Source organism: Flavobacterium gillisiae (assembly GCF_900107635.1).
GTDB classification, from domain to species: domain Bacteria; phylum Bacteroidota; class Bacteroidia; order Flavobacteriales; family Flavobacteriaceae; genus Flavobacterium; species Flavobacterium gillisiae.
The window spans coordinates 22,296-43,382 of record NZ_FNRD01000005.1 but is presented as its reverse complement, the minus strand read 5'-3'; the positions used below and the strand labels follow the sequence as shown (position 1 = coordinate 43,382).

Here is a 21,087-nt window from a genome sequence, read left to right as displayed (position 1 = left end):
TCAAAAATATTTTTAAATCAAGATAAAAGGGGATCAAGACAAAAAGTTGTGGGGAAATATAAAGCAAAAAAAAACTCCTCAATTTCTTGAGAAGTTTTGTGGGCGATGAGGGGTTCGAACCCCCGACCCCCTCGGTGTAAACGAGGTGCTCTGAACCAGCTGAGCTAATCGCCCTATTTCACAATTCGAATAATTTCTTGTTCCTTATTGCGAGTGCAAATATAAGCCTAGATTTTATATTTACAAGCAAAAAATGAAAATAAATTAATAATATTTTCCTCTAAATCCCTTTCGTACTCACTGACAGCACATTAATACAAATAGCTATAACCACTATTTTTTTGTAATGAATCACTATAGTATTACATTTGCATCATAAACAGCAAATAATGGCAAGGTTCAAAGAAAATGATTTACCAAAATCAAAAATTACCGCAAGTTCTCTCAACAAAGCAACTCTTATATTTAAATACGCCGACACTCACCGCTGGAAATTTTATGTAGGATTAGTTTTTTTATTACTTACTGGAGCGACGGCATTGGCTTTTCCTAAATTGATGGGAATGTTAATTGACAGTGTGAAGAATAAAAGTTACTCTGATGCTAATAACATTGCTTTATTACTGATTGGAATTCTTTTTATGCAATCCATTTTTTCGTTTTTCAGATTATCCTTATTCATCAATTTTACGGAACATACTTTGGCTAACCTAAGACTGTCTTTATACAGCAACTTAGTAAAACTGCCGATGTCTTTCTTTTCGCAAAAGCGTGTTGGTGAATTAAACAGTAGAATCAGTTCCGATATTACACAAATTCAGGATACTTTAACTTCTACCATTGCTGAATTTCTTAGACAGCTCATTTTAATTGTGGGTGGAGTGGCACTATTAGCAACCGAAAGTATCAAACTAACCTTATTAATGTTGTCAGTTGTTCCATTAGTGGCTGTGGCAGCAGTTGTTTTTGGTCGGTTTATTCGAAAATTTTCAAAAAGCGTACAAGATCAAGTAGCAGAAAGCCAGGTTATTGTAGAGGAAACGATGCAAGGAATTAGTATTGTTAAGGCTTTCGCCAATGAATGGTACGAAATTGCCCGTTATGACGGAAAAATAAAAGAAGTAGTAAAGTTAGCCATCAAAGGAGGAAAGTATAGAGGCTACTTCGCGTCCTTTATCATATTCTGTCTCTTTGGAGCCATCGTTGCCGTAGTTTGGTTTGGTGTTCGATTAAGTATCAGTGGAGAAATGAGCGTGGGCCAGTTGATTTCATTTGTATTGTATTCTACTTTTGTAGGAGCTTCTTTTGGAGGTATTGCCGAATTGTATGCGCAAATCCAAAAGGCAATTGGAGCTACCGAGCGAGTTTTTGAACTATTGGAGGAAACTCCAGAAAAAATCAACTCAAAGCAAAATACTTCTTCGATTAAAAAAATAAAAGGAAATGTTACTTTTAAAAATGTAGCCTTCAGTTACCCCTCAAGAAAAGAAATAAAAGTATTGAAGAACGTTAATTTTACAGCAAATTTCGGTCAAAAGATTGCTATTGTTGGACCTAGTGGAACGGGGAAATCAACCATTGCCTCCTTATTATTACGTTTTTATGATATTGATTCAGGTGAAATACTAATTGATGGAAAAAATATTTATGATCTCGAATTAGAAAACCTTCGAGGTAATATGAGTATTGTTCCCCAAGATGTGATTCTTTTTGGAGGAACTATTAGAGAAAATATCGCTTACGGAAAACCTGATGCTACGGAGGAAGAAATTCTTGTAGCAGCCAAACAAGCAAACGCCTTTAATTTTATCGAAGGTTTTCCTGAAAAATTTGAAACCATTGTGGGAGAACGAGGAATAAAACTTTCTGGTGGGCAAAGACAACGTATTGCTATTGCAAGAGCGTTACTTAAAAACCCTAGCATATTGATTCTCGATGAAGCTACGTCTTCACTGGACAGTGAAAGCGAAAAATTAGTGCAGGAAGCTTTAGAGATTTTAATGCAAGGAAGAACAAGTATCATTATTGCTCACCGCCTTTCTACAATACGTAGTGCTGATCAAATATTAGTACTTGATAATGGCGAAATAACAGAACAAGGTACGCATCAAGAGCTAATCGCTTTAGAAAACGGTAAATATAAAAATTTAAGCAACTTACAATTTACTGACTTTTAATCTACAAACAACTAATGAAACAAAAATTAACTAAAACAGCTGCACTAATCTTCTTGCTGTTTTTAAAATCATTTGCCTTCCAGGCACAAGAAACTAAAAATCCATTTAAAGTAAACTTATCCGAAGACGGAAAAAAATACATTAAATTTGGTGCCAATTTTCAACTATGGGCGCGCTACACAGAGCTAAACCCAAATAGTAAAATTGGAGATAATGTGGTCGCACAATCTACTGATATTGTTATTAGAAGATTGCGATTACAAGCTATGGGAATGCTTACTGACAATGTGTTTTTTCACCTTCAGCTAGGTCAAAACAATATTAATTTCACTCAAAACACAGGACCTTCAAATACGCCGTTATCTGTTTTAGACGCTATTGGAGAATACCATTTTAATGATAAATTTCATCTTGGTGGAGGATTAACCGCTTGGGGAGCAGGAACGACAAGATATTCGGCAAATAGTTCCTCTTCTCAACTTACGCTAGACGCTCCTATTTATCAGCAAAACATTAATATTTCATCTACTTTTGGAAATAGAAATTTAAGTATTTATGCCAAAGGGATGTTTGACAAATTGAGTTACCGTGTTGCCATAACGAATCCTTACCGCAATGCAACGAGTACTTTAAATCTAAACTCGACGATAAGCACGCACACACCTAAGGCACAATATACTGGAATGTTAACTTATGCTTTTGCAGACAAAGAATCAAATACTGAACCGTATAATAAAGGAACTTATTTAGGTACAAAAAAGATATTCAATGTTGGTTTAGGATATTTAACGCAAGCAAAATCAATGTGGAGAGTAGATCCTAATAATGCTGCTGGAGTTTTATATGACGATATGAATGTACTAGGTTTAGATCTTTTTTATGATAAACCAATTAGTGCTAAAGGAGATGCTTTAACCCTTTATGCTGCATATAACAACTGTAGTTTTGGAAAAAATTACACAAGGAGTATTGCTACTCCTGACCCTGCCATTGTAGATGGCTCTCTTTTAAACGGATCTGGAAACGGATTTATTGGTGTTGGTACTGGTAATATTTATTATGGTCAAATAGGTTACTTATTTGCAAAACCTGCAAATCCCAGTACAAAAGGAAGACTACAAGTTTATGCAGCGGGTCAAATTGCCGACTTAGAAGCTTTAGAAAATCCAATGAGTTTGTATGAATTAGGAGCAAATTATTACTTAACAGGAACTTTGGGACCTAAAGTAAGTTTAGGATACCAAAATAGAGCGATTTTTGAAAAAACAGGCGCTCAATATCCTCAAAGTGATCGTAAAAGTATGATTGTTTTACAGTTTCAAGTTTCTTTCTAAATAAAACAAAACGCATTTGAAAACAAAAAAGGTTTCGCTATTACGGCGAAACCTTTTTAATTTTAATCAAAAACTAAGATTATTTTCTTCTTTTGCGTTCTGCTTTTATCATTTCTAACTCACGACTAGTTTGCCCAGCTACTGAAGTGTTTTCTTCTGCACGACGAATCAAGTACGGCATAACATCTTTTACGGGACCAAAAGGTAAATATTTGGCGACATTGTAATCATGATCAGCTAGGTTGTAACTGATATTGTCACTCATACCATACAACTGACCAAACCAAATTCTATCATCCTTAGTAGATACTCCTTTTGATTGCATTAGCTCCATTAAATTGTAAGTACTTTCTTCATTGTGAGTACCTGCAAAAATAGACATAATCTCTAAATGATCAATCATATAATGGACTGCTGCATCGTAATTAGCATCTGTAGCTTCCTTTGACGAACAAATGGGCGTAGGATATCCTTTTTCTTCCGCTCTGTTATTTTCTTTTTCCATGTAGGCACCACGAACCAACTTCATACCGATAAAAAAACCTTCGTTCTTTGCCTGATCATGTAACTTTTTCAAGTAATCCAATCGATCCCAACGGTACATTTGTAACGTATTGAAAACAATTGCTTTTTCTTTATTGTATTTGCGCATCATCTCAGTAACCAAATCATCAGCGGCATCTTGCATCCAACTCTCTTCACCGTCAATAAGTAATGCTACATTTTTTTTATGTGCTTCGCTGCAGACCAAATCAAAACGAGCTACTACTCGATCCCATTCCTCTTGCTCTTTTGGCGTTAAAGCCTTTTTTTCTCCAAGTTTCTCATACAATTCAAAACGACCGAGACCTGTTGGTTTAAAAACAGCAAACGGTATTGCTAGACGTTCTTTTGCAAATTCTACTGTTTTTAAAGTCATTGCTAATGCAGCATCAAACTGATCTTCCTCCTCTTTGCCTTCTACAGAATAATCCAATACAGAAGAAACTCCTTTAGTATACATTCTATCAACAACAGAAAGGCAGTCATTTTCATTTACTCCTCCACAAAAATGATCAAAAACCGTAGCACGTATCAAACCTTCGACTGGTAGATGTGCATTCAATGCGAAATTAGTAACCGCAGCTCCTATTCGAACCAATGGTTGATTGGAAATCATTTTAAAAAGAAAGTACGCTCTATCAAGTTCTGTATCACTTTTTAATGCGAAGGCTACTTGTGTATTATTGAATATTTTTTCCATGTTACTAATTTCGTAATTATAATAGCTATTTTACAGCAAAAATAAATAAAGCCCTTGATAAATACGTATATTTTATAAATTAATATATAAATTAACATTTGACTAATAACAGCACTATCGAACGCTCAAGAAAGATTCTAGGAATTTCATTTTGATATCGCTTCTCAGTTTCTTGCCGTTACTTCTTAAATAACAATTTATAATTATCTGGTAAGCTATTTTCCTTTTAATACCCTGGCTTTTTAAAATGTTTCACATCTCAGTTCTGATATGAAAATGGGACATAATATTCACAACATTATAATTTATATGAAAGCGTAAATTAGTTTCTCTCTGTAAAACTTACTATAATGTCAACATTTAGGGAAATAAAAACGCTAAACTAATTTTTTTACTATATTTGATATTGGCTCACTATAATATTAGCCTTCAAAAATTTTAATTTCAACATATCTAAATATACTGCCAAATAATTTTGGTTTTATAATATCACTCAACAGTTTATTTAAAAATTAGCTATATATGAAAACTAAATTGGTTCAGAACAAATCAAAAGTTATAGATTCGAAACAGGACACTAATTATTTTGAATTGATAACATTGTTTTTTATCAGCTGTTTCATACTTATAGATTTTTTACCTCAATTTAGAAGCATTGAAATAATTGGCCCCCAATATATTTACTTATCGGTTCTCAACCTACTCATTGGAATCTATTTTTACAAAAATCCCGAGCAAATTTCTATTGATTTAATTCAAATTTTTAAAAAAAGTTATTTAATTAAAGCTTATTTAATTTTCCTGCTACTAAGTAGCGCTTCAATTTTTGTAGCCCAAAACATATCACTTGGAGTTTATAGTATCTCAAGACTTTTTATTGGTCTTTGCACCCTCTTAAATTTATCGATATTACTATACAAACGGTTAAATTTAATATACACCATATCATTAATTATAGGTCTTAGTGTTTTTTTACAATCCATTAATGAGTTGTATAACTTTATTCAAGTAGCAAAAGCTGAATCTATAGTTGATGCACTAGGCCACTTAAAAGGAAACACAGGAAATATAAATATTTTTTCTGCTAGTTTAAGTATTAAAATTCCATTTCTCTTAATTGGAATAGTACATTTTGCAAAACAGAAAAAATGGTTTTTAATTTTAAGTTTTTTATTAGCAACAACACTGATTTTTCTCAGCGGATCTAGATCTGCTTTCTTAAGCCTCACTTTTGAAACAACCATATTTCTCCTTTTTTATTCTAAAATATACCCTTCGAAAAAAATAATCATTTCGACTTTAACCACTATTCTGCTACCAATAATAATTTCATTTTTCATCTCTAATTTTATTTTTAAAATAGGTAAAGATACAGGTAGATACAAATCAGTAACCAGCCGAGTTTCACAAATAACTGATGCTAAAGATGCCTCAATAAACGCTCGTCTTTTATATTGGGATATTGCATTTCAAATGATTAAAGAAAAACCATTAATGGGTATCGGATTAGGAAATTGGTTATTGGAATCAATTCCCTACGAAAGAACCATATCTAATGACGAGATAGTTTCTGGACACCCTCACAATGATTTTCTTGAAATAGCGGCAGAGACAGGAGTGCTAAATGGCCTAATTTATTTTTCTCTATTTATTGTGGCACTCTATATGAACTTTAAAAATATAATTAAAGCTGAAAATACAGAAGTTAAAATGATTGCACTACTTGCCTTACTTCTACTAGTATCCTATGGTATAGATGCAACCTTCAATTTCCCTTTATATAGAACAACTATGCAGTTTGGTTTCTGTTTATTTATTGCTTTATCGATTGTTAACAATGTAAATACAAATGAATCAACAGCTAGTTTTATTAGTAAAATAACGGCTACCTTGATAATTATAATTTCGCTTTTAACTTCTTTCGTTTCTTACGGTACTTTTAAAGCATATCAATTAGAAAATAATATAAACGCTGATTTTTTAAAAAATCAATATACCTTATCTGCAAATAGTATTGCAAATAATTTACCACAGTATCCAAATGTATTCACTACAGGCGAGTCATTTGCTACTTATGCGGGAAAATATTTTATTGAGGAAAAAAATTATGAGCAGGCCTTAAAGTATTTGGCAATTGGCGATAAAGTAAATCCTAACCTTGGAAGGACTGAGTACTATAAATATATCCTCGCCAGTGCAAACGGTCAAAAAGATAGTGCTTACTACTACGCTAAAAAAGCTCTTGATCTTCGTCCAAGAAATAAAAAATATTATTCCGTAGCTATTAATTCAGCCATCGATTTAAATGACACGCTGGGAATTCTTAAAATACATACTATTTATACACAGTATAACAATACTCCAGAGGTATGGATAAACACCTCCAGTGCTTTAAATCAATTGAAATATAAAAATAAAAATCTGGTTGCCTTTCTTGACGAGGGATTAAAAATATTTCCTAACGATAGCCTTTTGATCGAAAGGAAAAAATTGTTTCACCAAAATATTTTTGAGATTCAAGCAATACAATTTGGAAATGCTTTAAAATACGACAAAGCATTACAATCCTATAAAAAAGCACTAGAGGCAGAACCTGGTAATCTGATTTATGTACAAAATATCGGAATCTGTTATTACAACCTAAAACAATATGATAATGCCATTACTTATTTAAAAAGAGCTTTAGATGCCCCCAATCTCAATGACGGAAAGTCTGAATATCTATTAGGAATGAGTTACTTTTCGATAAAAAACAATGAAGAGGGCTGTAAGTATCTAAACTTGGCTAAAAATAAAAGTTATAGTAATGCTGCTGATATTGTTCAGCAAAATTGTATTTAAACAAGCCGTTTTAATCTCAGCTAACTAATCTACAATTAAATATATTTTACATTTTTTGTTATATTTATTTCGAAATATGAGCCGTCTATTGAATAGAATTAAGCAAAAAATACCTTATTTTGCACTTTCAATTAATCCAATAAGATGCAAACGATTCAAGCCAGTAATTATCCGATTTATTTTAATGAAAAAGGATATGAAGCTCTAAACCTTCATTTAAAAGAAAACAAGTACTCTAACTTGTTCATTATAGTAGACAGCAATACAAACGAAGAGTGTTTACCACTATTCCTACCTTATTTAGAAACGGAACTAACTATCGAAATTATCGAATTTGAAGCCGGTGAAGAAAATAAAAATATTGAGACTTGCGTCCAAATATGGAATGTATTAACCGAGCTTGGAGCTGACAGGAAAAGTCTTGTCATAAATCTTGGTGGTGGCGTAGTTACAGATTTAGGTGGCTTTGTTGCTTCAACATTCAAACGAGGTATCGATTTCATCAACATTCCTACAACATTACTTTCAATGGTAGATGCTTCCGTAGGCGGAAAAAATGGAGTTGATTTAGGTAATTTAAAAAATCAAATTGGTGTTTTCAACCTACCGACAATGGTAATAGTAGATACCAATTATTTAGAAACGCTTCCGCAAAATGAAATGCGTTCTGGTCTTGCCGAAATGCTAAAACATGGTTTAATCTATGACAAAGCATATTGGGAACAATTTTTAGACTTAAAAGCGATTGACTTCGCTGATTTTGATGAGTTGATTTACCGTTCCGTTGCAATTAAGAACGAAATAGTAACATTAGACCCCACTGAAAAAAATATTAGAAAATCACTAAACTTCGGACATACACTGGGTCATGCGATTGAAAGTTATTTTCTTGAGAATGAAAATAAAACTACCTTATTGCATGGTGAAGCCATTGCTGTAGGAATGATTTTAGAAAGCTATATCTCTTTCGACAAGGACTTAATAAGTGAGAGCGAGTATATTCAAATTAAAACTACAATAAAGTCTATCTTTGATGATATCATATTTCTTGAAAATGACATCGACCCCATACTAGAATTACTGATTCATGACAAGAAAAATGAATATGGCACCATACAATTTGCCCTTATAGAAGGCATTGGTAAAATAAAAATAAATCAATCTGTTGAAAATGAATTAATTCTTAAAGCATTTAGCGATTATAAATCTTAAATATTTTTTAGTTAAAAGGATTGGATTACGTATATATTATTTTTTACATTTGCCACAATGAAAAACAATCAAAAACAAGGGAATTACAGTTCAAATGAGAACCGAAACAATAAATCTTTTTTAAGGATATTGAGGCGTTTTTATTCGATCAAAGAATATTTTTGTTTTGATTTGTCTAAGCATTTAAAAGTAGATCACGAAAAACTTCAGATTATTTATGCAAACATTAGGGTTTGAAAATTAGTTTAATTCTTAAAACCAATTTAATTAATCTACAATACTAAAAGCTACATGAATACAAAATATTCCGATCTAATAAATCAAACATATTACTTTCCACAAGAAGAATTCACTTTAAACAAAGACAATCTAAAGTTTCACAACATTGATTTGATGAAACTCGTTGAAGAATATGGTACTCCATTAAAATTTACCTATTTACCTCAAATTTCAAATAACATCAACAAAGCCAAAAATTGGTTTCGTAAATCGATGGAGAAAAATAAATATGAGGCAAAATACTATTACTGCTATTGTACAAAAAGCTCTCATTTTGAATTCATTATGAATGAGGCTTTTAAAAACAATATTCACGTTGAAACTTCTTCAGCTTTCGACATTAATATTGTTGAAAATTTGATGGCAAATGGAAAAATAAACAAAAGTACTTATGTTATATGTAATGGTTTTAAAAGAGATCAGTACATTGAAAATATTGCAAGATTAATTAATAACGGGCATAAAAACACCATTCCCATTATTGATAATTATGAAGAGCTAGATCTACTTCAAGCAGAAATCAATGGGAAATTCAAAATTGGAATCCGTATTGCTGCTGAAGAAGAACCAAAATTTGAGTTCTATACTTCCCGTCTTGGAATTGGTTATAAAAACATTGTTAGTTTTTATAAAAAACAAATTCAGGATAATGATAAATTGGAACTTAAAATGTTGCACTTTTTCATCAATACAGGGATTAATGATACAGCCTACTACTGGAATGAGTTAGTAAAATGTATCAAAGTATACATTGCATTAAAAAAAGAATGTCCCACATTGGATGGTTTGAATATTGGTGGTGGATTTCCTATAAAAAATTCATTGGCGTTTGAATACGATTATCAATACATGATTGATGAAATCATCAATCAGATTAAAATTGCCTGTGATGAAGCTGAAGTTGACGTTCCAAATATCTTTACTGAATTTGGTTCTTTTACTGTAGGAGAAAGCGGAGGCGCTATTTATCAAATTTTGTATCAAAAGCAACAAAATGATAGAGAAAAATGGAACATGATTGATTCTTCTTTTATCACTACTTTACCTGATACTTGGGCAATCAACAAACGTTTTATTATGTTGGCAATCAACCGTTGGAATGAAACTTACGAACGGGTTTTACTAGGTGGCTTAACTTGCGATAGTGACGACTATTATAATTCTGAGCAAAATATGAATGCCATCTATTTACCAAAATACAATAAGGAAAAACCATTATACATTGGATTTTTTAATACCGGTGCTTATCAAGAAACCATTGGTGGATATGGTGGGTTACATCACTGCTTGATTCCACAACCCAAACACATCTTAATTAACAGAGATGAAAATGGAATTATAGCAACCGAAGTATTCTCAGAGCAACAAACAGCCGACGATGTATTAAAAATTTTAGGCTACGACAAAAAATAAATAATTAAATACACAATTAGTCAATTTAAAAATTATTATATTTGAATATAAGCATTCAATGTATTGATTTTTAAATCTTTAAACCAAATAAAATGAGTAAAGGACCTATAAGTCAGTTTATAGAAAAGCATTATTTGCATTTTAATTCTGCGGCTTTAGTAGATGCAGCAAAAGGCTATGAAGAACAGCTAGCAAATGGAGCTAAAATGATGGTAACTCTTGCTGGAGCAATGAGTACTGCTGAAATTGGAAAGATTTTTGCAGAAATGATTCGTCAAGACAAAGTACAAATTATATCTTGTACAGGTGCAAATTTAGAAGAAGATATCATGAACTTGGTAGCTCATTCACATTACGAAAGAGTACCAAACTACCGTGATTTGACTCCAGAACAAGAATGGGATTTACTTGAAAGAGGGTTAAATCGAGTAACTGATACTTGTATTCCTGAGCATGAAGCATTCCGTCGTTTGCAAAAACACATCTACAAGATCTGGAAAGATGCTGATGATGCAGGAGAACGTTACTTACCGCATGAATTTATGTATAAAATGCTTTTATCAGGCGTTTTAGAAGAATATTATGAAATTGATCTAAAAGACAGCTGGATGTATGCTGCAGCAGAAAAAAACTTACCAATTATCTGCCCAGGATGGGAAGATAGTACTATGGGAAATATTTTTGCTTCCTATGTCATTAAAGGAGATTTAAAAGTCTCTACGATGAAATCTGGAATAGAATACATGACATTTTTAGCAGATTGGTATCCTAAAAATTCTGCTAATGGAGTCGGATTTTTCCAAATTGGTGGTGGTATAGCCGGAGATTTCCCAATTTGCGTGGTTCCAATGTTGTACCAAGATATGGAAATGCCAGAAACACCTTTTTGGAGTTATTTCTGCCAGATTTCTGATTCGACTACTAGTTACGGTTCATATTCTGGAGCTGTTCCGAATGAAAAAATTACTTGGGGTAAATTAGATATTAAGACTCCAAAGTTTATTATTGAGTCTGATGCTACAATTGTAGCACCTCTTATTTTTGCTTATTTATTAGACCTATAGAATATCATTATGAAAAGAGTAATTGTTGATTACGCAAAACTTACAAACGAAATCTTAAATCTTTTAGTAGAAAGATTTCCTGACGGCTATGATGACTCAGATATTGTCCGTTTTAGAAATGCTAAAAACGAATTAATTGAAGCTGTTGAAGTACGAACTGAAGATACTATTTACTTAGTTAAAGTAAGTATGAAGCTGGCAGACCGTATCGAAAACCACGATGAAGATGATGAAATCGATGACGAAATCGAACCAATCATTCCAATAAAAGGACTTGATTTAGATGACGAAGATGACGACGATGATGATGACGACAATAATCGTGACAAACCAGACAGTGATGACGACGATGAAGATTCAGACAAGTCTGATTATTCTGATGACGATGACGACGACGATGATGATGAAGATTAACTTCACTTAAAAAATACCAAAGGAACTCTTAATCGAGTTCCTTTTTTTTAGCAGATTAATAAAATATATCTTTACTGTAATTTGCATCGAATTAATACTAAAAGGCACTACTCCCTAAATGATCACATCCCAAATATTACATGACTCTTTAAAGGAAAATTTTGGATTTGAAAAATTCAGAACCAATCAAGAGCAAATTATAAATACTATTTTATCCGGTCAAGATACCCTAGCAATTATGCCTACGGGTGGCGGAAAATCGATTTGTTTTCAATTGCCTGCACTTTTATTTCCTGGAATTACAATAGTAATATCACCGCTAATCGCATTGATGAAAGATCAGGTAGATAGCTTAAAAGCAAACGGGATTGATGCCTGTTTTATAAATAGCAGTCAATCGAATGACGAACAGCAACTACACATTCAAAACCTAAAAGACAATAAAGTCAAAATGGTTTATGTAGCTCCAGAAAGTTTGTCTTACTTAGAAAATGCATTTAGCCAAATCACCATAAGTCTTATCGCAATTGATGAAGCACATTGTATTTCTTCTTGGGGACATGACTTTAGACCTGCTTATACTAACCTAGGATATTTAAAAAATCGCTTCCCCTCTACTCCAATTTTAGCTTTAACTGCCACTGCTGATAAAGCTACACGTAAGGACATTAGCCAGCAATTAAACTTAATAAACCCGAAGTCATTTATCTCTTCTTTTGATCGAAAGAACCTCAGTTTAGAAGTACGCCCAGCACTCGACAGAGTCAAACAAATAATTGATTTCATAAGCGATAAACCAACCGAATCTGGAATTATTTATTGCTTAAGTAGAAAGACAACAGAAGAACTTGCTTCAAAACTTAAAAAAGCAGGCGTAAACGCAAAAGCATATCATGCCGGTTTAGACAGCGCGGTACGATCACAAACTCAAGATGATTTCATCAATGATGATTGCCAAGTTGTTTGTGCCACGATTGCTTTTGGGATGGGAATCGATAAATCAAATGTTCGATGGGTTATTCATTACAATTTACCTAAAAACATCGAAGGCTATTATCAAGAAATTGGAAGAGCCGGTCGTGACGGACTACCTTCTGAAACTATTTTATTCGAAAGTTATGGTGATGTAATCCAACTGCAAAAATTTGCTTCCCAAGGGTTAAACGCAGAAGTGCAACTGGCGAAGCTCGAAAGAATGAAACAATATGCCGATGCTTTGAGTTGCCGTAGAAAAATACTACTATCCTATTTTGGCGAACTAGTAACTGAAAATTGTGGGAATTGTGATATTTGCAAAAATCCACCTGAATTTTTTGACGGAACGATAATAGCACAAAAAGCTCTATCTGCCATTATTCGTCTGAAAGAATCAGAGCCATTACCCGTTATTATTGATTTTTTGCGAGGCTCGAAGAATGCTTATATATTCGAAAATGAATATCAGAATCTAAAAACCTATGCTATCGGTAGTGATATATCGTGGTACGACTGGAATCAGTATATTATTCAATTAATCAATCAAGGTTTGTGCGAAATCGCTTTTCACCGACAAAATAAAATTCGCTTGACTGCATTAGCACGTGAAGTTTTATTTGAAGGAGACAAAGTACAATTGACGACGGTAATAAAAGTCAACACCGAAAAAACCGAACTTAAAGAAACCAAAAGCAAATCGGCAGCTAACTCTCTTTTTGAAACACTCCGCAAATTGCGTTATGAAATTTCTAAAGAGGAAAGTGTCCCTGCATATGTCATTTTCAGTGATGCTGCTTTACGTCAAATGGAAACAATCCGACCAATGAGTGATGACGAATTCATTACCATTGACGGAGTAGGAAAAGCTAAACTCGAAAAATACGGGGATGCATTCATAAAAGCAATAATCGAATTTCAAAAAAACAAAGTAGTAAAACCTAAAAAAGAAGCCGGCACGTATAAAGAAACGTTACTGCTATTTCAAAGTGGATTAACTCCTCCCGAAATTGCGTTGAAGCGCAAATTAGGTATTGGCACGATTATGTCACATTTAGCGAAATTGTATTTAGATGGAGAACCAATTGATTTATATCAATTTATTTTGGAAGAAGAAGTGATTTTGATTGCTAAGGCCAAATTACAACTAGAAAGTCCGACAACTTTAAAACCGTATTATGATTACCTTGAAGAAAAAATAGCTTACGACAAAATAAGATTGGCTTTGGCTATTATCGAAAAAGAAAAACGGAACTAATAATCTATTCATATGATTACTTCATTTCCACATTTTGTAAATCATCAGACAGAAATCCTAATCTTAGGAACGATGCCAGGCGTTGCCTCACTTGAAAAGCAACAATACTATGCGCACAAGAGAAATCACTTTTGGAAAATTATATATACTCTTTTTGGAAACTCACCCATTTCTGAAATTTTTGAAGAAAAAATAAAATTACTTCAATCTCATAAATTGGGATTGTGGGATGTTTTAGAAAATTGCGAACGAAAAGGAAGTTTGGATATTCATATAAAAAATCAAAAAGAGAATGATTTTGAATCGTTATTCAATGAATTTCCTGCGATACACAAAATAATTTTTAACGGAAAAGAAAGCCACCGTTATTTCGTTAAAAAGTTTGGACAAATAGAAGGCATCACGTATTATGTGATGCCTTCAACTAGTCCTGCAAATACTATGTCTTTTGAAAATAAATTAAAAATATGGTCGACTTGCTTCCAATAATTTATAAATATCTTTCCTGAAAAACATTTTGGTGATGCTTTTGATGCCCAATAATTATAAATCCAATCGCACGTACTGAAACAGGACTGTTTGAAGCAACTCCCATTCTTGTTAACTGCTCTTCAGAAAAACTTTTAAACAGCGCTAAAGTAGATTGTCTTACCACCGCCAATTCTGTCAATAATCCTTGCAGATTTCTTTCGTTAGCATTGGTATTATCAACATAATCATTTTCTTCAAAACCTGGCAAAGGTGTTTTATCATTTCTAGAAATACGCATAGCGCGGTAACTAAAAACACGTTCTGTGTCTATAAGATGTTGAATGATGTCTTTTATAGTCCATTTTCCTTCCGCATAACGGTAGTCAAATTTATCCATCGGGATATTTTGAACAAATCGAATAAACTCATGAAGACATATTTCTAATTCTTCAATCAAATTAACCTCTTTTGCTGCTTGAACATACCCCTCATAATAAGGGGCATATTCTGTATTTTTTAATTCATTTGATGTCATAATATATTTTTAAGCAGAGTTTCTACTTGCGTTTGTGTTTCCAAAAAGCGAACGCATTACAATTTTTTCATACACCTTTATTAAATTCTCATCTGGCACACTTTCTTTGTTAAGCTCATTTATTCGTAACAAAGCATATTGTTGTATCGTTAACAATGGCAACACAATACGCTCTCTTATTTGAATAGATGCTTTACCATCAGGATAATTCTCCATCAACTCTGTGTGACCGGCAATTTTTAGTAATAATCGTTTAGATTCTAAAAATTCTTCATAAATAATTTGCCAGAACTCTCCAAATTCAGGATCATTTTTCATGTAAGCCGTTAGTGGAAAAAAGGACTTAGCAATTGACATCATACTGTTTTCTAATAGTGTTTTAAAAAATAGAGAATTGTCATATAAATCTTGAACTTTATCCCATTGCTCCGTATCTTCAAAATGTTTCAATGCTGTACCTACTCCAAAAAATCCAGGGACATTTTGTTTCAACTGACTCCAAGAACCTACAAATGGAATCGCTCTTAGATCATTAAAATCTAACTGTTCCGATTTTCCTCTTTTTGAAGGTCGGCTTCCTATATTAGTTCTAGCATAATATTTCAAAGTACTCATCTGTTCCAAATAAGGAATAAACTTAGGGTGATTCTTAAAACTCAGGTATTTTTTATAGCCCAAATCAGCTAATTGCCCCATGACATTCTTTTCATCTAGAGACAACTCATTCTTATTTTTACTAAACACCTGATTCGTAACACCTGCACTTAATAAATTCTCCAAATTATACCTACAAGAATCTAAAGTCCCAAAATTTGAACTTATTGTTTGTCCCTGAACGGTAATTTGAATTTCTTTATTTTCTATATTTGGACCTAAAGAAGCATAAAATTTATGTGTTTTACCCCCACCACGTGCTGGTGGACCACCGCGTCCGTCAAAGAAAATTACTTTCACTCCGTATTTCCTTGAAATCTTGGTAAGCTCTTCTTTCGCTTGATAAATACTCCAATTCGCCATTAAATACCCACCATCTTTTGTACCATCAGAGAAACCAACCATTATCGTTTGTTTCATTCCTCTGTTTTTCAAATGATTTGCATACATAGGATTAGTATACAATTGCTCCATGCTGTTGTGTGCATTCAATAAATCATCAACTGACTCAAAAAGCGGCACAACATCTACAGTAGGCTCTTCCCAGTCACATAAACGGATCATTGCAAAAGTTTCGAGTACATTGAGTGCGTTCTCGTTATTACTTATAATATATCGGTTAGCACCAAGCTCCCCATTATTTTTCTGAATTACCTTTATCGCTTGAATCGACTCAATAGTCGACTTTGTTATTTCATTGTCAAAATCATTCGAGTTTATATCTCCTTTAACATTTGCTAATACCTCAAATTTCTCTCCTTCCGATAAATCATAATAATTTTCAGGAAAAATAGTTGAATTTGATTTTACATAAAAATCATGAATATCTTTAAAAACAGCATCATGTATTCTACTATTTTGACGAATATCTAAAGTAGCAAAATGAAAACCAAATAAGTTCACCTTAATAAGAAGCGCTTCTAATTGGTCTAAATATAACGACTGATGTTGCTCTATAACAATTCTCTTTATTTTATTTAATTGCACCTTAAACTCATCTAAAGTGATATAGATTTCACCTTTCGAATAAAAAACAGACCTGTAAAGTTTATGTTCAAGTTCAGCGACCAAAACATCTACGTTAAAGAAAGTTAGCTTTCTTTTTAAATTTCTAATTTCAATATAATAACACTTCAATATTGAAGTTCGCAATCGTTCCGCTACGTTCAATGTAATCTCAGTAGTTACAAACGGATTCCCATCACGATCTCCACCAGGCCAGAAGCCCAATTTTATCAAAGCATTTTGAATCGATTCTCCCTTAAATACATTTTTCTGCAAGTAATGAACCATATCTCCTGAAGTACTGTAAAACACATTCTCAAGATACCATATCAAACTAACCGCCTCATCAAATGGATTTGGTTTTTCGTTTTTTATAAAAGGGGTTTTACCCAATTGAGCTAAAAGCTCTTTTATATTCAGTAAATTATTTCCACGTATCGCATCTGTTAAATCATTAATGATACCCAAGACTGAACCAGGATAAAACTGAGTAGGATGCGCCGTTAACACTGTTCTTACATTAAAGTTTTCTAGAAAATCAATTAACTCTTCCTTCTTTCCTTTTGCATCTGCTTTTTCTTTAATATCACGCAACGAACCCCTTCCTTCCATGTTATTTACAATTGGGAACGCAGCGTCTTCGACTGCATCAAACAGCACGATTTGTCGTTCGATATATTGAATAAAACGAAACATGATATCTATTTTATCAGCTTCATCATTACTATGTGAATATTTGTTCGTGAAAAAATCCACAATTTCTTTTGGGGTCTCCATTTTCTTAAAACCACTCTCACAAACATCTGTAAACAAAGGTAGTAAAGCCCCTGTGTTATCTATAGAGTCGAATGGCAAAGTAATAAATACACTATTGTAAATATTGTATTTAGAGAGGACGTTTTGGTTAAAACGCTCGATTTTTGGTAGCGTGTACATAATTTTGTTATAGTTGGTTTAGTTTAGTGAGAAATAGTTATAAAAAAATAACCTCAAGAACTAACTTGAGGTTATATTAAAATATAGCAATCAAGTGTATTACATGTTTTTAAATATGGTATGCATCAAGCGCTTCTTATCATTGATACTTTCTTCCAATGAAATCATAGTTTCTGTTCTATAAACACCATCAATATCATCAATCATAAAAATAACATCCTTAGCATGCTTTGTATCTTTAGCTCTAATTTTACAGAAAATATTGAATTTTCCAGTAGTTACAGAAGCTACAGTCACAAAAGGAATCTCGTTAATACGTTGCAAAACGAATTTAGTTTGAGAAGTATTGTTAAGAAACACTCCTACATAAGCAATAAAAGAATACCCTAGTTTATCATAATCAAGTACTAATGACGAACCCATGATGATTCCAGCATCTTCCATTTTCTTAACTCTAACGTGCACGGTACCAGCAGAAATTAATAATTTCTTCGCGATATCTGTGAACGGAACTCTTGTGTTATCGATCAACATATCTAATATCTGGTGATCTACTTCATCTAAACGGAACTTACTCATATTTCTATAATTAATATTTATAATTGACTAATACAAAGCTTAAAAATATACATAAAAACATTAAATCGACTCAAAATTTTATTTTTTTATCAATCCGTTAACAAATTTAGCGCTATTTCCTAAATAAAAATCGGCTTTTTGATTTAATTTCGGAAAACCACCGTACTCATCTTTATACTCTGCTTCTTTTGCATCATACTCGAAATGACCGTAATAACCCTCCAAATCTCCAATTTCTACAAAATAAGCATTAAAAAACAGTTTGTCTTCTATTAATTCCTCTTTGTATTGTGCAGCAAAATTCGTAATTTTTTCAATACCATCATAATTTAATTTGACATTTTTATATAAAAAATCATAAAAAACGACTTTATTTTGAGGAATATTCAAATATTTGTCAATTCCATTATCAACTATATCGTTTTCGCTAAGTATCGTAAAACTAGAAACTAACGCCATAAAAATGTACTTTCTTGTTTTTTCTCTTTGATAATCTTCTCGAAAATGTCCAGCTTCAAATAACAAAGTAGGAGCTCCAAGCGCTTGAAAAGTGTCTCCAATACAATTTAGATTAAAAGAATCGTCAAATCGCCCCACCTGGCCCGGTATATACTGCTGTAACACATTGTTAATACCTGCAATAAGATTAATAGCCTTTAATCGAGATTCGTTTATCTCGCGCTCTTCATTGTAAGAAGGTGCTAAAAAAGATACCGTAGCCGGCTGACCAGTGCTGTCCACTCCAAAAATTGTACGCTGATCATGGAGATTAAAGCAAAAATCAGGCTGAAACGAATCAAAAACAGCCCGCAAGACTCTGCTTTCCGGTTGCGTTAAGTTTTGCGAGTCTCTGTTTAAATCAACTTCATTTGCGTTTACACGTGTATAAGTCTTCGCGCCATCGGGATTCAGTATTGGAATACAATAAAAAGTAAATGTATCTAACAATTCCGCAGCAAGTACTGAACCATTACGCAGCACATTTAAAAAGTCAAACAATGCTTTTGTAGTTGTGCTTTCATTTCCGTGCATTTGCGACCAAAGTAATATTTTAGTTTTCCCTTGACCTATTTGATAGCTATAAATTGGTTTTTTAAGTACTGATTCCCCAATAACCGAAAGTTGATTATTTGTGTTTAATTTGTTTAATAAAGGTTCAATTGATTCTAAAGTAAGATATCTACCTTCAATAGATTGCTCCTTATTATCATTGAATAATTGTTCTAAATCCATAGTGTATTATTTGATTTACAAAAGTAAACATCTTTATTTTTACAATTGTAAACGGAAGTGAATTGACTAATTTTAGAAATGTAAACAGTTTCACTGGGTTCTTTAGACTGTTTTTAGTACTATTAGTTAACAAATGTTACTCGATTTTATTTTTAATATTATATTATTGTTTATCAGTTTATTATAAATCATTACTTAATCTAATAATAACGGTTATGCACTGTTTTAAGTACAATTTACACTTGTAATTTTGCTATTCTTCTTCGTTTGTGTTACATTTGTAATTACATAAATTTTATTAGCTATTTACAATGGTAAACACGGAGGATTTTATTAAACGGCTCGAAATTATATTGGACTACTACAGTTTAAATGCCTCTGGATTTGCAGATAAAATTGGTGTACAGCGCTCCAGTTTATCTCACCTTCTATCGGGCAGAAATAAACCTAGCTTGGATTTTATTCTTAAGATTCTTGACGTTTTTCCTGATGTAGATTTGTATTGGATTTTGAATGGGAAAGGCAGTTTTCCAAAAAATAACGAACCGATTCAAAATCAGGAAAAGAAATTGGATGAAGTAATCAAACCAAATGCACCTACTCCAATTCAAGAATCTATTGCACCTCAAAATTTATTTTCTGAAGAGAAAAACCAAGATGATAAAAATAGTTTTGTTTCAAAAAATAAAAATATTCAAAATGCAGTCAATGAATCCATTTCGGGTGAAGTGGAGAAAATTGTTTTCTTTTATAAAAATGGTACTTTCAAAGTTTTTACGCCAAACTAAAAAAGCCAACCCGTTTTTTAATAAAAGGATTGGCTTTTTTAAATGCGACTAATTTTACGTTGGAATTATTCTTTAAATCCTTTTTCGGGAATTTTACCTTCTACTCCTTCAAAATGCTTTTTTAAAATAATCAGGTCTTCTTCAATATTTCCTGTCGGCATTAGTGGAGCTCCAAGATTAACTTCTTTTTTCCCAAAATTAAATGCAACGGGAACTATGGGCACATTTGCTTTTAAAGCGATATAGTAAAATCCTGTTTTAAGTTGCTCTACTTTATTGCGCGTTCCTTCTGGAGCTACGGCAAGACGAAAAGTTTCTCTTCTGCTAAAAATGGCTGCAATCGAATCTACTTTATTCATTCCACCAGATCGATCGAGCGGTTCTCCTCCCATGTATTTGAAGTACCAACCCAAAGGAAAAGTAAACAATTCCTTTTTTCCCACAAAATTCATTTCTAGTCCTGTTATACCTCTAGTAAAAATGCCTAGATAAAAATCATGGGCGCTGGTATGCGGCATAATCATCATCACGCATTTTTTAATGTCTGGGTCAATCGTACCTACAATCTTCCAGCCCATAAGGCGGAAAAAGATCCATTTATAAATTTGTTTCTTCATTACTCTCTAATTTGTTGCAAAATATATAATTTAAAACTTATTTTTGATAAAAACCGCTATTG

At 32.7% G+C, this 21,087-nt stretch carries 16 protein-coding genes and 1 tRNA gene; 10 read left to right on the top strand and 7 right to left on the bottom strand.

The features are described 5' to 3' along the window. Positions 1 to 99: 99 nt before the first annotated feature. A tRNA-Val gene (locus BLV35_RS08300) sits at positions 100 to 174 on the bottom strand. A gap of 215 nt (positions 175 to 389) precedes the next feature. Between BLV35_RS08300 and BLV35_RS08295 the strand changes: the two genes are divergently transcribed. Then, complete coding sequence (locus BLV35_RS08295) at positions 390 to 2,177, top strand: ABC transporter ATP-binding protein (RefSeq protein ID WP_091087832.1); 1,788 nt, start codon at positions 390 to 392, stop codon at positions 2,175 to 2,177. Between the two features lie 14 nt (positions 2,178 to 2,191). Continuing rightward, positions 2,192 to 3,511 carry a porin family protein gene (locus BLV35_RS08290; RefSeq protein ID WP_091087828.1) on the top strand — a complete coding sequence of 440 codons (1,320 nt, stop codon included), beginning with the start codon at positions 2,192 to 2,194 and terminating at the stop codon, positions 3,509 to 3,511. A 79-nt stretch (positions 3,512 to 3,590) separates the two neighbouring features. Here the strand turns inward: BLV35_RS08290 and BLV35_RS08285 are convergent, their stop codons facing one another. After that, entirely contained in the window at positions 3,591 to 4,754 is a 1,164-nt protein-coding gene (locus BLV35_RS08285; protein WP_091087825.1) for a proline dehydrogenase family protein, read from the bottom strand. 522 nt (positions 4,755 to 5,276) lie between these two features. On the opposite strand from BLV35_RS08285, the gene BLV35_RS08280 reads away from it, so the two are divergent. The 7 genes from BLV35_RS08280 (at position 5,277) to BLV35_RS08245 (ending at position 14,696) form a co-directional block, all read left to right on the top strand. Further along, a complete protein-coding gene (locus BLV35_RS08280; RefSeq protein ID WP_091087822.1) occupies positions 5,277 to 7,595 on the top strand; it encodes an O-antigen ligase family protein in 2,319 nt (772 codons plus the stop codon). A 144-nt stretch (positions 7,596 to 7,739) separates the two neighbouring features. Further along, complete coding sequence (gene aroB / locus BLV35_RS08275) at positions 7,740 to 8,807, top strand: 3-dehydroquinate synthase (protein WP_091087819.1); 1,068 nt, start codon at positions 7,740 to 7,742, stop codon at positions 8,805 to 8,807. Positions 8,808 to 9,098: 291 nt separating this feature from the next. Beyond that, positions 9,099 to 10,499 (top strand): type III PLP-dependent enzyme domain-containing protein, encoded by a 1,401-nt coding sequence (locus tag BLV35_RS08265; RefSeq protein ID WP_091087812.1) that lies wholly within the window; start codon positions 9,099 to 9,101, stop codon positions 10,497 to 10,499. Between the two features lie 92 nt (positions 10,500 to 10,591). Continuing rightward, positions 10,592 to 11,563, top strand: a complete 972-nt coding sequence (locus BLV35_RS08260) for a deoxyhypusine synthase family protein (protein WP_091087809.1) — start codon at positions 10,592 to 10,594, stop codon at positions 11,561 to 11,563. A gap of 9 nt (positions 11,564 to 11,572) precedes the next feature. After that, positions 11,573 to 11,977, top strand: a complete 405-nt coding sequence (locus BLV35_RS19265; RefSeq protein ID WP_176980593.1) for a DNA primase — start codon at positions 11,573 to 11,575, stop codon at positions 11,975 to 11,977. A 118-nt stretch (positions 11,978 to 12,095) separates the two neighbouring features. Next, positions 12,096 to 14,207, top strand: coding sequence for a DNA helicase RecQ (gene recQ / locus BLV35_RS08250; protein WP_091087806.1), 2,112 nt, complete (start codon positions 12,096 to 12,098; stop codon positions 14,205 to 14,207). 12 nt (positions 14,208 to 14,219) lie between these two features. Beyond that, a complete protein-coding gene (locus BLV35_RS08245) occupies positions 14,220 to 14,696 on the top strand; it encodes a DNA-deoxyinosine glycosylase (RefSeq protein ID WP_091087803.1) in 477 nt (158 codons plus the stop codon). Position 14,697: 1 nt separating this feature from the next. Here the strand turns inward: BLV35_RS08245 and BLV35_RS08240 are convergent, their stop codons facing one another. From BLV35_RS08240 to BLV35_RS08225, 4 genes are all read right to left on the bottom strand, one after another. Further along, on the bottom strand, positions 14,698 to 15,213 hold the full coding sequence (locus BLV35_RS08240) for a DinB family protein (RefSeq protein WP_091087800.1): 516 nt from the start codon (positions 15,211 to 15,213) through the stop codon (positions 14,698 to 14,700). A 9-nt stretch (positions 15,214 to 15,222) separates the two neighbouring features. Continuing rightward, positions 15,223 to 17,808 (bottom strand): phosphoenolpyruvate carboxylase, encoded by a 2,586-nt coding sequence (locus tag BLV35_RS08235; RefSeq protein WP_091087797.1) that lies wholly within the window; start codon positions 17,806 to 17,808, stop codon positions 15,223 to 15,225. A 99-nt stretch (positions 17,809 to 17,907) separates the two neighbouring features. After that, the gene (locus BLV35_RS08230) at positions 17,908 to 18,387 is read right to left on the bottom strand and encodes an Lrp/AsnC family transcriptional regulator (RefSeq protein WP_007139244.1); all 480 of its coding nucleotides are present in this window, start codon (positions 18,385 to 18,387) and stop codon (positions 17,908 to 17,910) included. Positions 18,388 to 18,465: 78 nt separating this feature from the next. Then, entirely contained in the window at positions 18,466 to 19,620 is a 1,155-nt protein-coding gene (locus BLV35_RS08225; RefSeq protein ID WP_091087794.1) for a M14 family metallopeptidase, read from the bottom strand. 311 nt (positions 19,621 to 19,931) lie between these two features. On the opposite strand from BLV35_RS08225, the gene BLV35_RS08220 reads away from it, so the two are divergent. Further along, positions 19,932 to 20,408, top strand: coding sequence for a helix-turn-helix domain-containing protein (locus BLV35_RS08220; protein WP_091087792.1), 477 nt, complete (start codon positions 19,932 to 19,934; stop codon positions 20,406 to 20,408). A 65-nt stretch (positions 20,409 to 20,473) separates the two neighbouring features. Here the strand turns inward: BLV35_RS08220 and BLV35_RS08215 are convergent, their stop codons facing one another. After that, positions 20,474 to 21,025, bottom strand: a complete 552-nt coding sequence (locus BLV35_RS08215; protein WP_091087784.1) for a 1-acyl-sn-glycerol-3-phosphate acyltransferase — start codon at positions 21,023 to 21,025, stop codon at positions 20,474 to 20,476. Positions 21,026 to 21,087: the final 62 nt, after the last annotated feature.

Excerpts from the sequence above, each read along its gene's own strand:
- BLV35_RS08295 (WP_091087832.1), top strand. The coding sequence starts at position 390 with ATGGCAAGGTTCAAAGAAAATGATTTACCAAAATCAAAAATTACCGCA.
- BLV35_RS08290 (WP_091087828.1), top strand. The coding sequence starts at position 2,192 with ATGAAACAAAAATTAACTAAAACAGCTGCACTAATCTTCTTGCTGTTT.
- BLV35_RS08285 (WP_091087825.1), bottom strand. The coding sequence starts at position 4,754 with ATGGAAAAAATATTCAATAATACACAAGTAGCCTTCGCATTAAAAAGT.
- BLV35_RS08280 (WP_091087822.1), top strand. The coding sequence starts at position 5,277 with ATGAAAACTAAATTGGTTCAGAACAAATCAAAAGTTATAGATTCGAAA.
- aroB (WP_091087819.1), top strand. The coding sequence starts at position 7,740 with ATGCAAACGATTCAAGCCAGTAATTATCCGATTTATTTTAATGAAAAA.
- BLV35_RS08265 (WP_091087812.1), top strand. The coding sequence starts at position 9,099 with ATGAATACAAAATATTCCGATCTAATAAATCAAACATATTACTTTCCA.
- BLV35_RS08260 (WP_091087809.1), top strand. The coding sequence starts at position 10,592 with ATGAGTAAAGGACCTATAAGTCAGTTTATAGAAAAGCATTATTTGCAT.
- BLV35_RS19265 (WP_176980593.1), top strand. The coding sequence starts at position 11,573 with ATGAAAAGAGTAATTGTTGATTACGCAAAACTTACAAACGAAATCTTA.
- recQ (WP_091087806.1), top strand. The coding sequence starts at position 12,096 with ATGATCACATCCCAAATATTACATGACTCTTTAAAGGAAAATTTTGGA.
- BLV35_RS08245 (WP_091087803.1), top strand. The coding sequence starts at position 14,220 with ATGATTACTTCATTTCCACATTTTGTAAATCATCAGACAGAAATCCTA.
- BLV35_RS08240 (WP_091087800.1), bottom strand. The coding sequence starts at position 15,213 with ATGACATCAAATGAATTAAAAAATACAGAATATGCCCCTTATTATGAG.
- BLV35_RS08235 (WP_091087797.1), bottom strand. The coding sequence starts at position 17,808 with ATGTACACGCTACCAAAAATCGAGCGTTTTAACCAAAACGTCCTCTCT.
- BLV35_RS08230 (WP_007139244.1), bottom strand. The coding sequence starts at position 18,387 with ATGAGTAAGTTCCGTTTAGATGAAGTAGATCACCAGATATTAGATATG.
- BLV35_RS08225 (WP_091087794.1), bottom strand. The coding sequence starts at position 19,620 with ATGGATTTAGAACAATTATTCAATGATAATAAGGAGCAATCTATTGAA.
- BLV35_RS08220 (WP_091087792.1), top strand. The coding sequence starts at position 19,932 with ATGGTAAACACGGAGGATTTTATTAAACGGCTCGAAATTATATTGGAC.
- BLV35_RS08215 (WP_091087784.1), bottom strand. The coding sequence starts at position 21,025 with ATGAAGAAACAAATTTATAAATGGATCTTTTTCCGCCTTATGGGCTGG.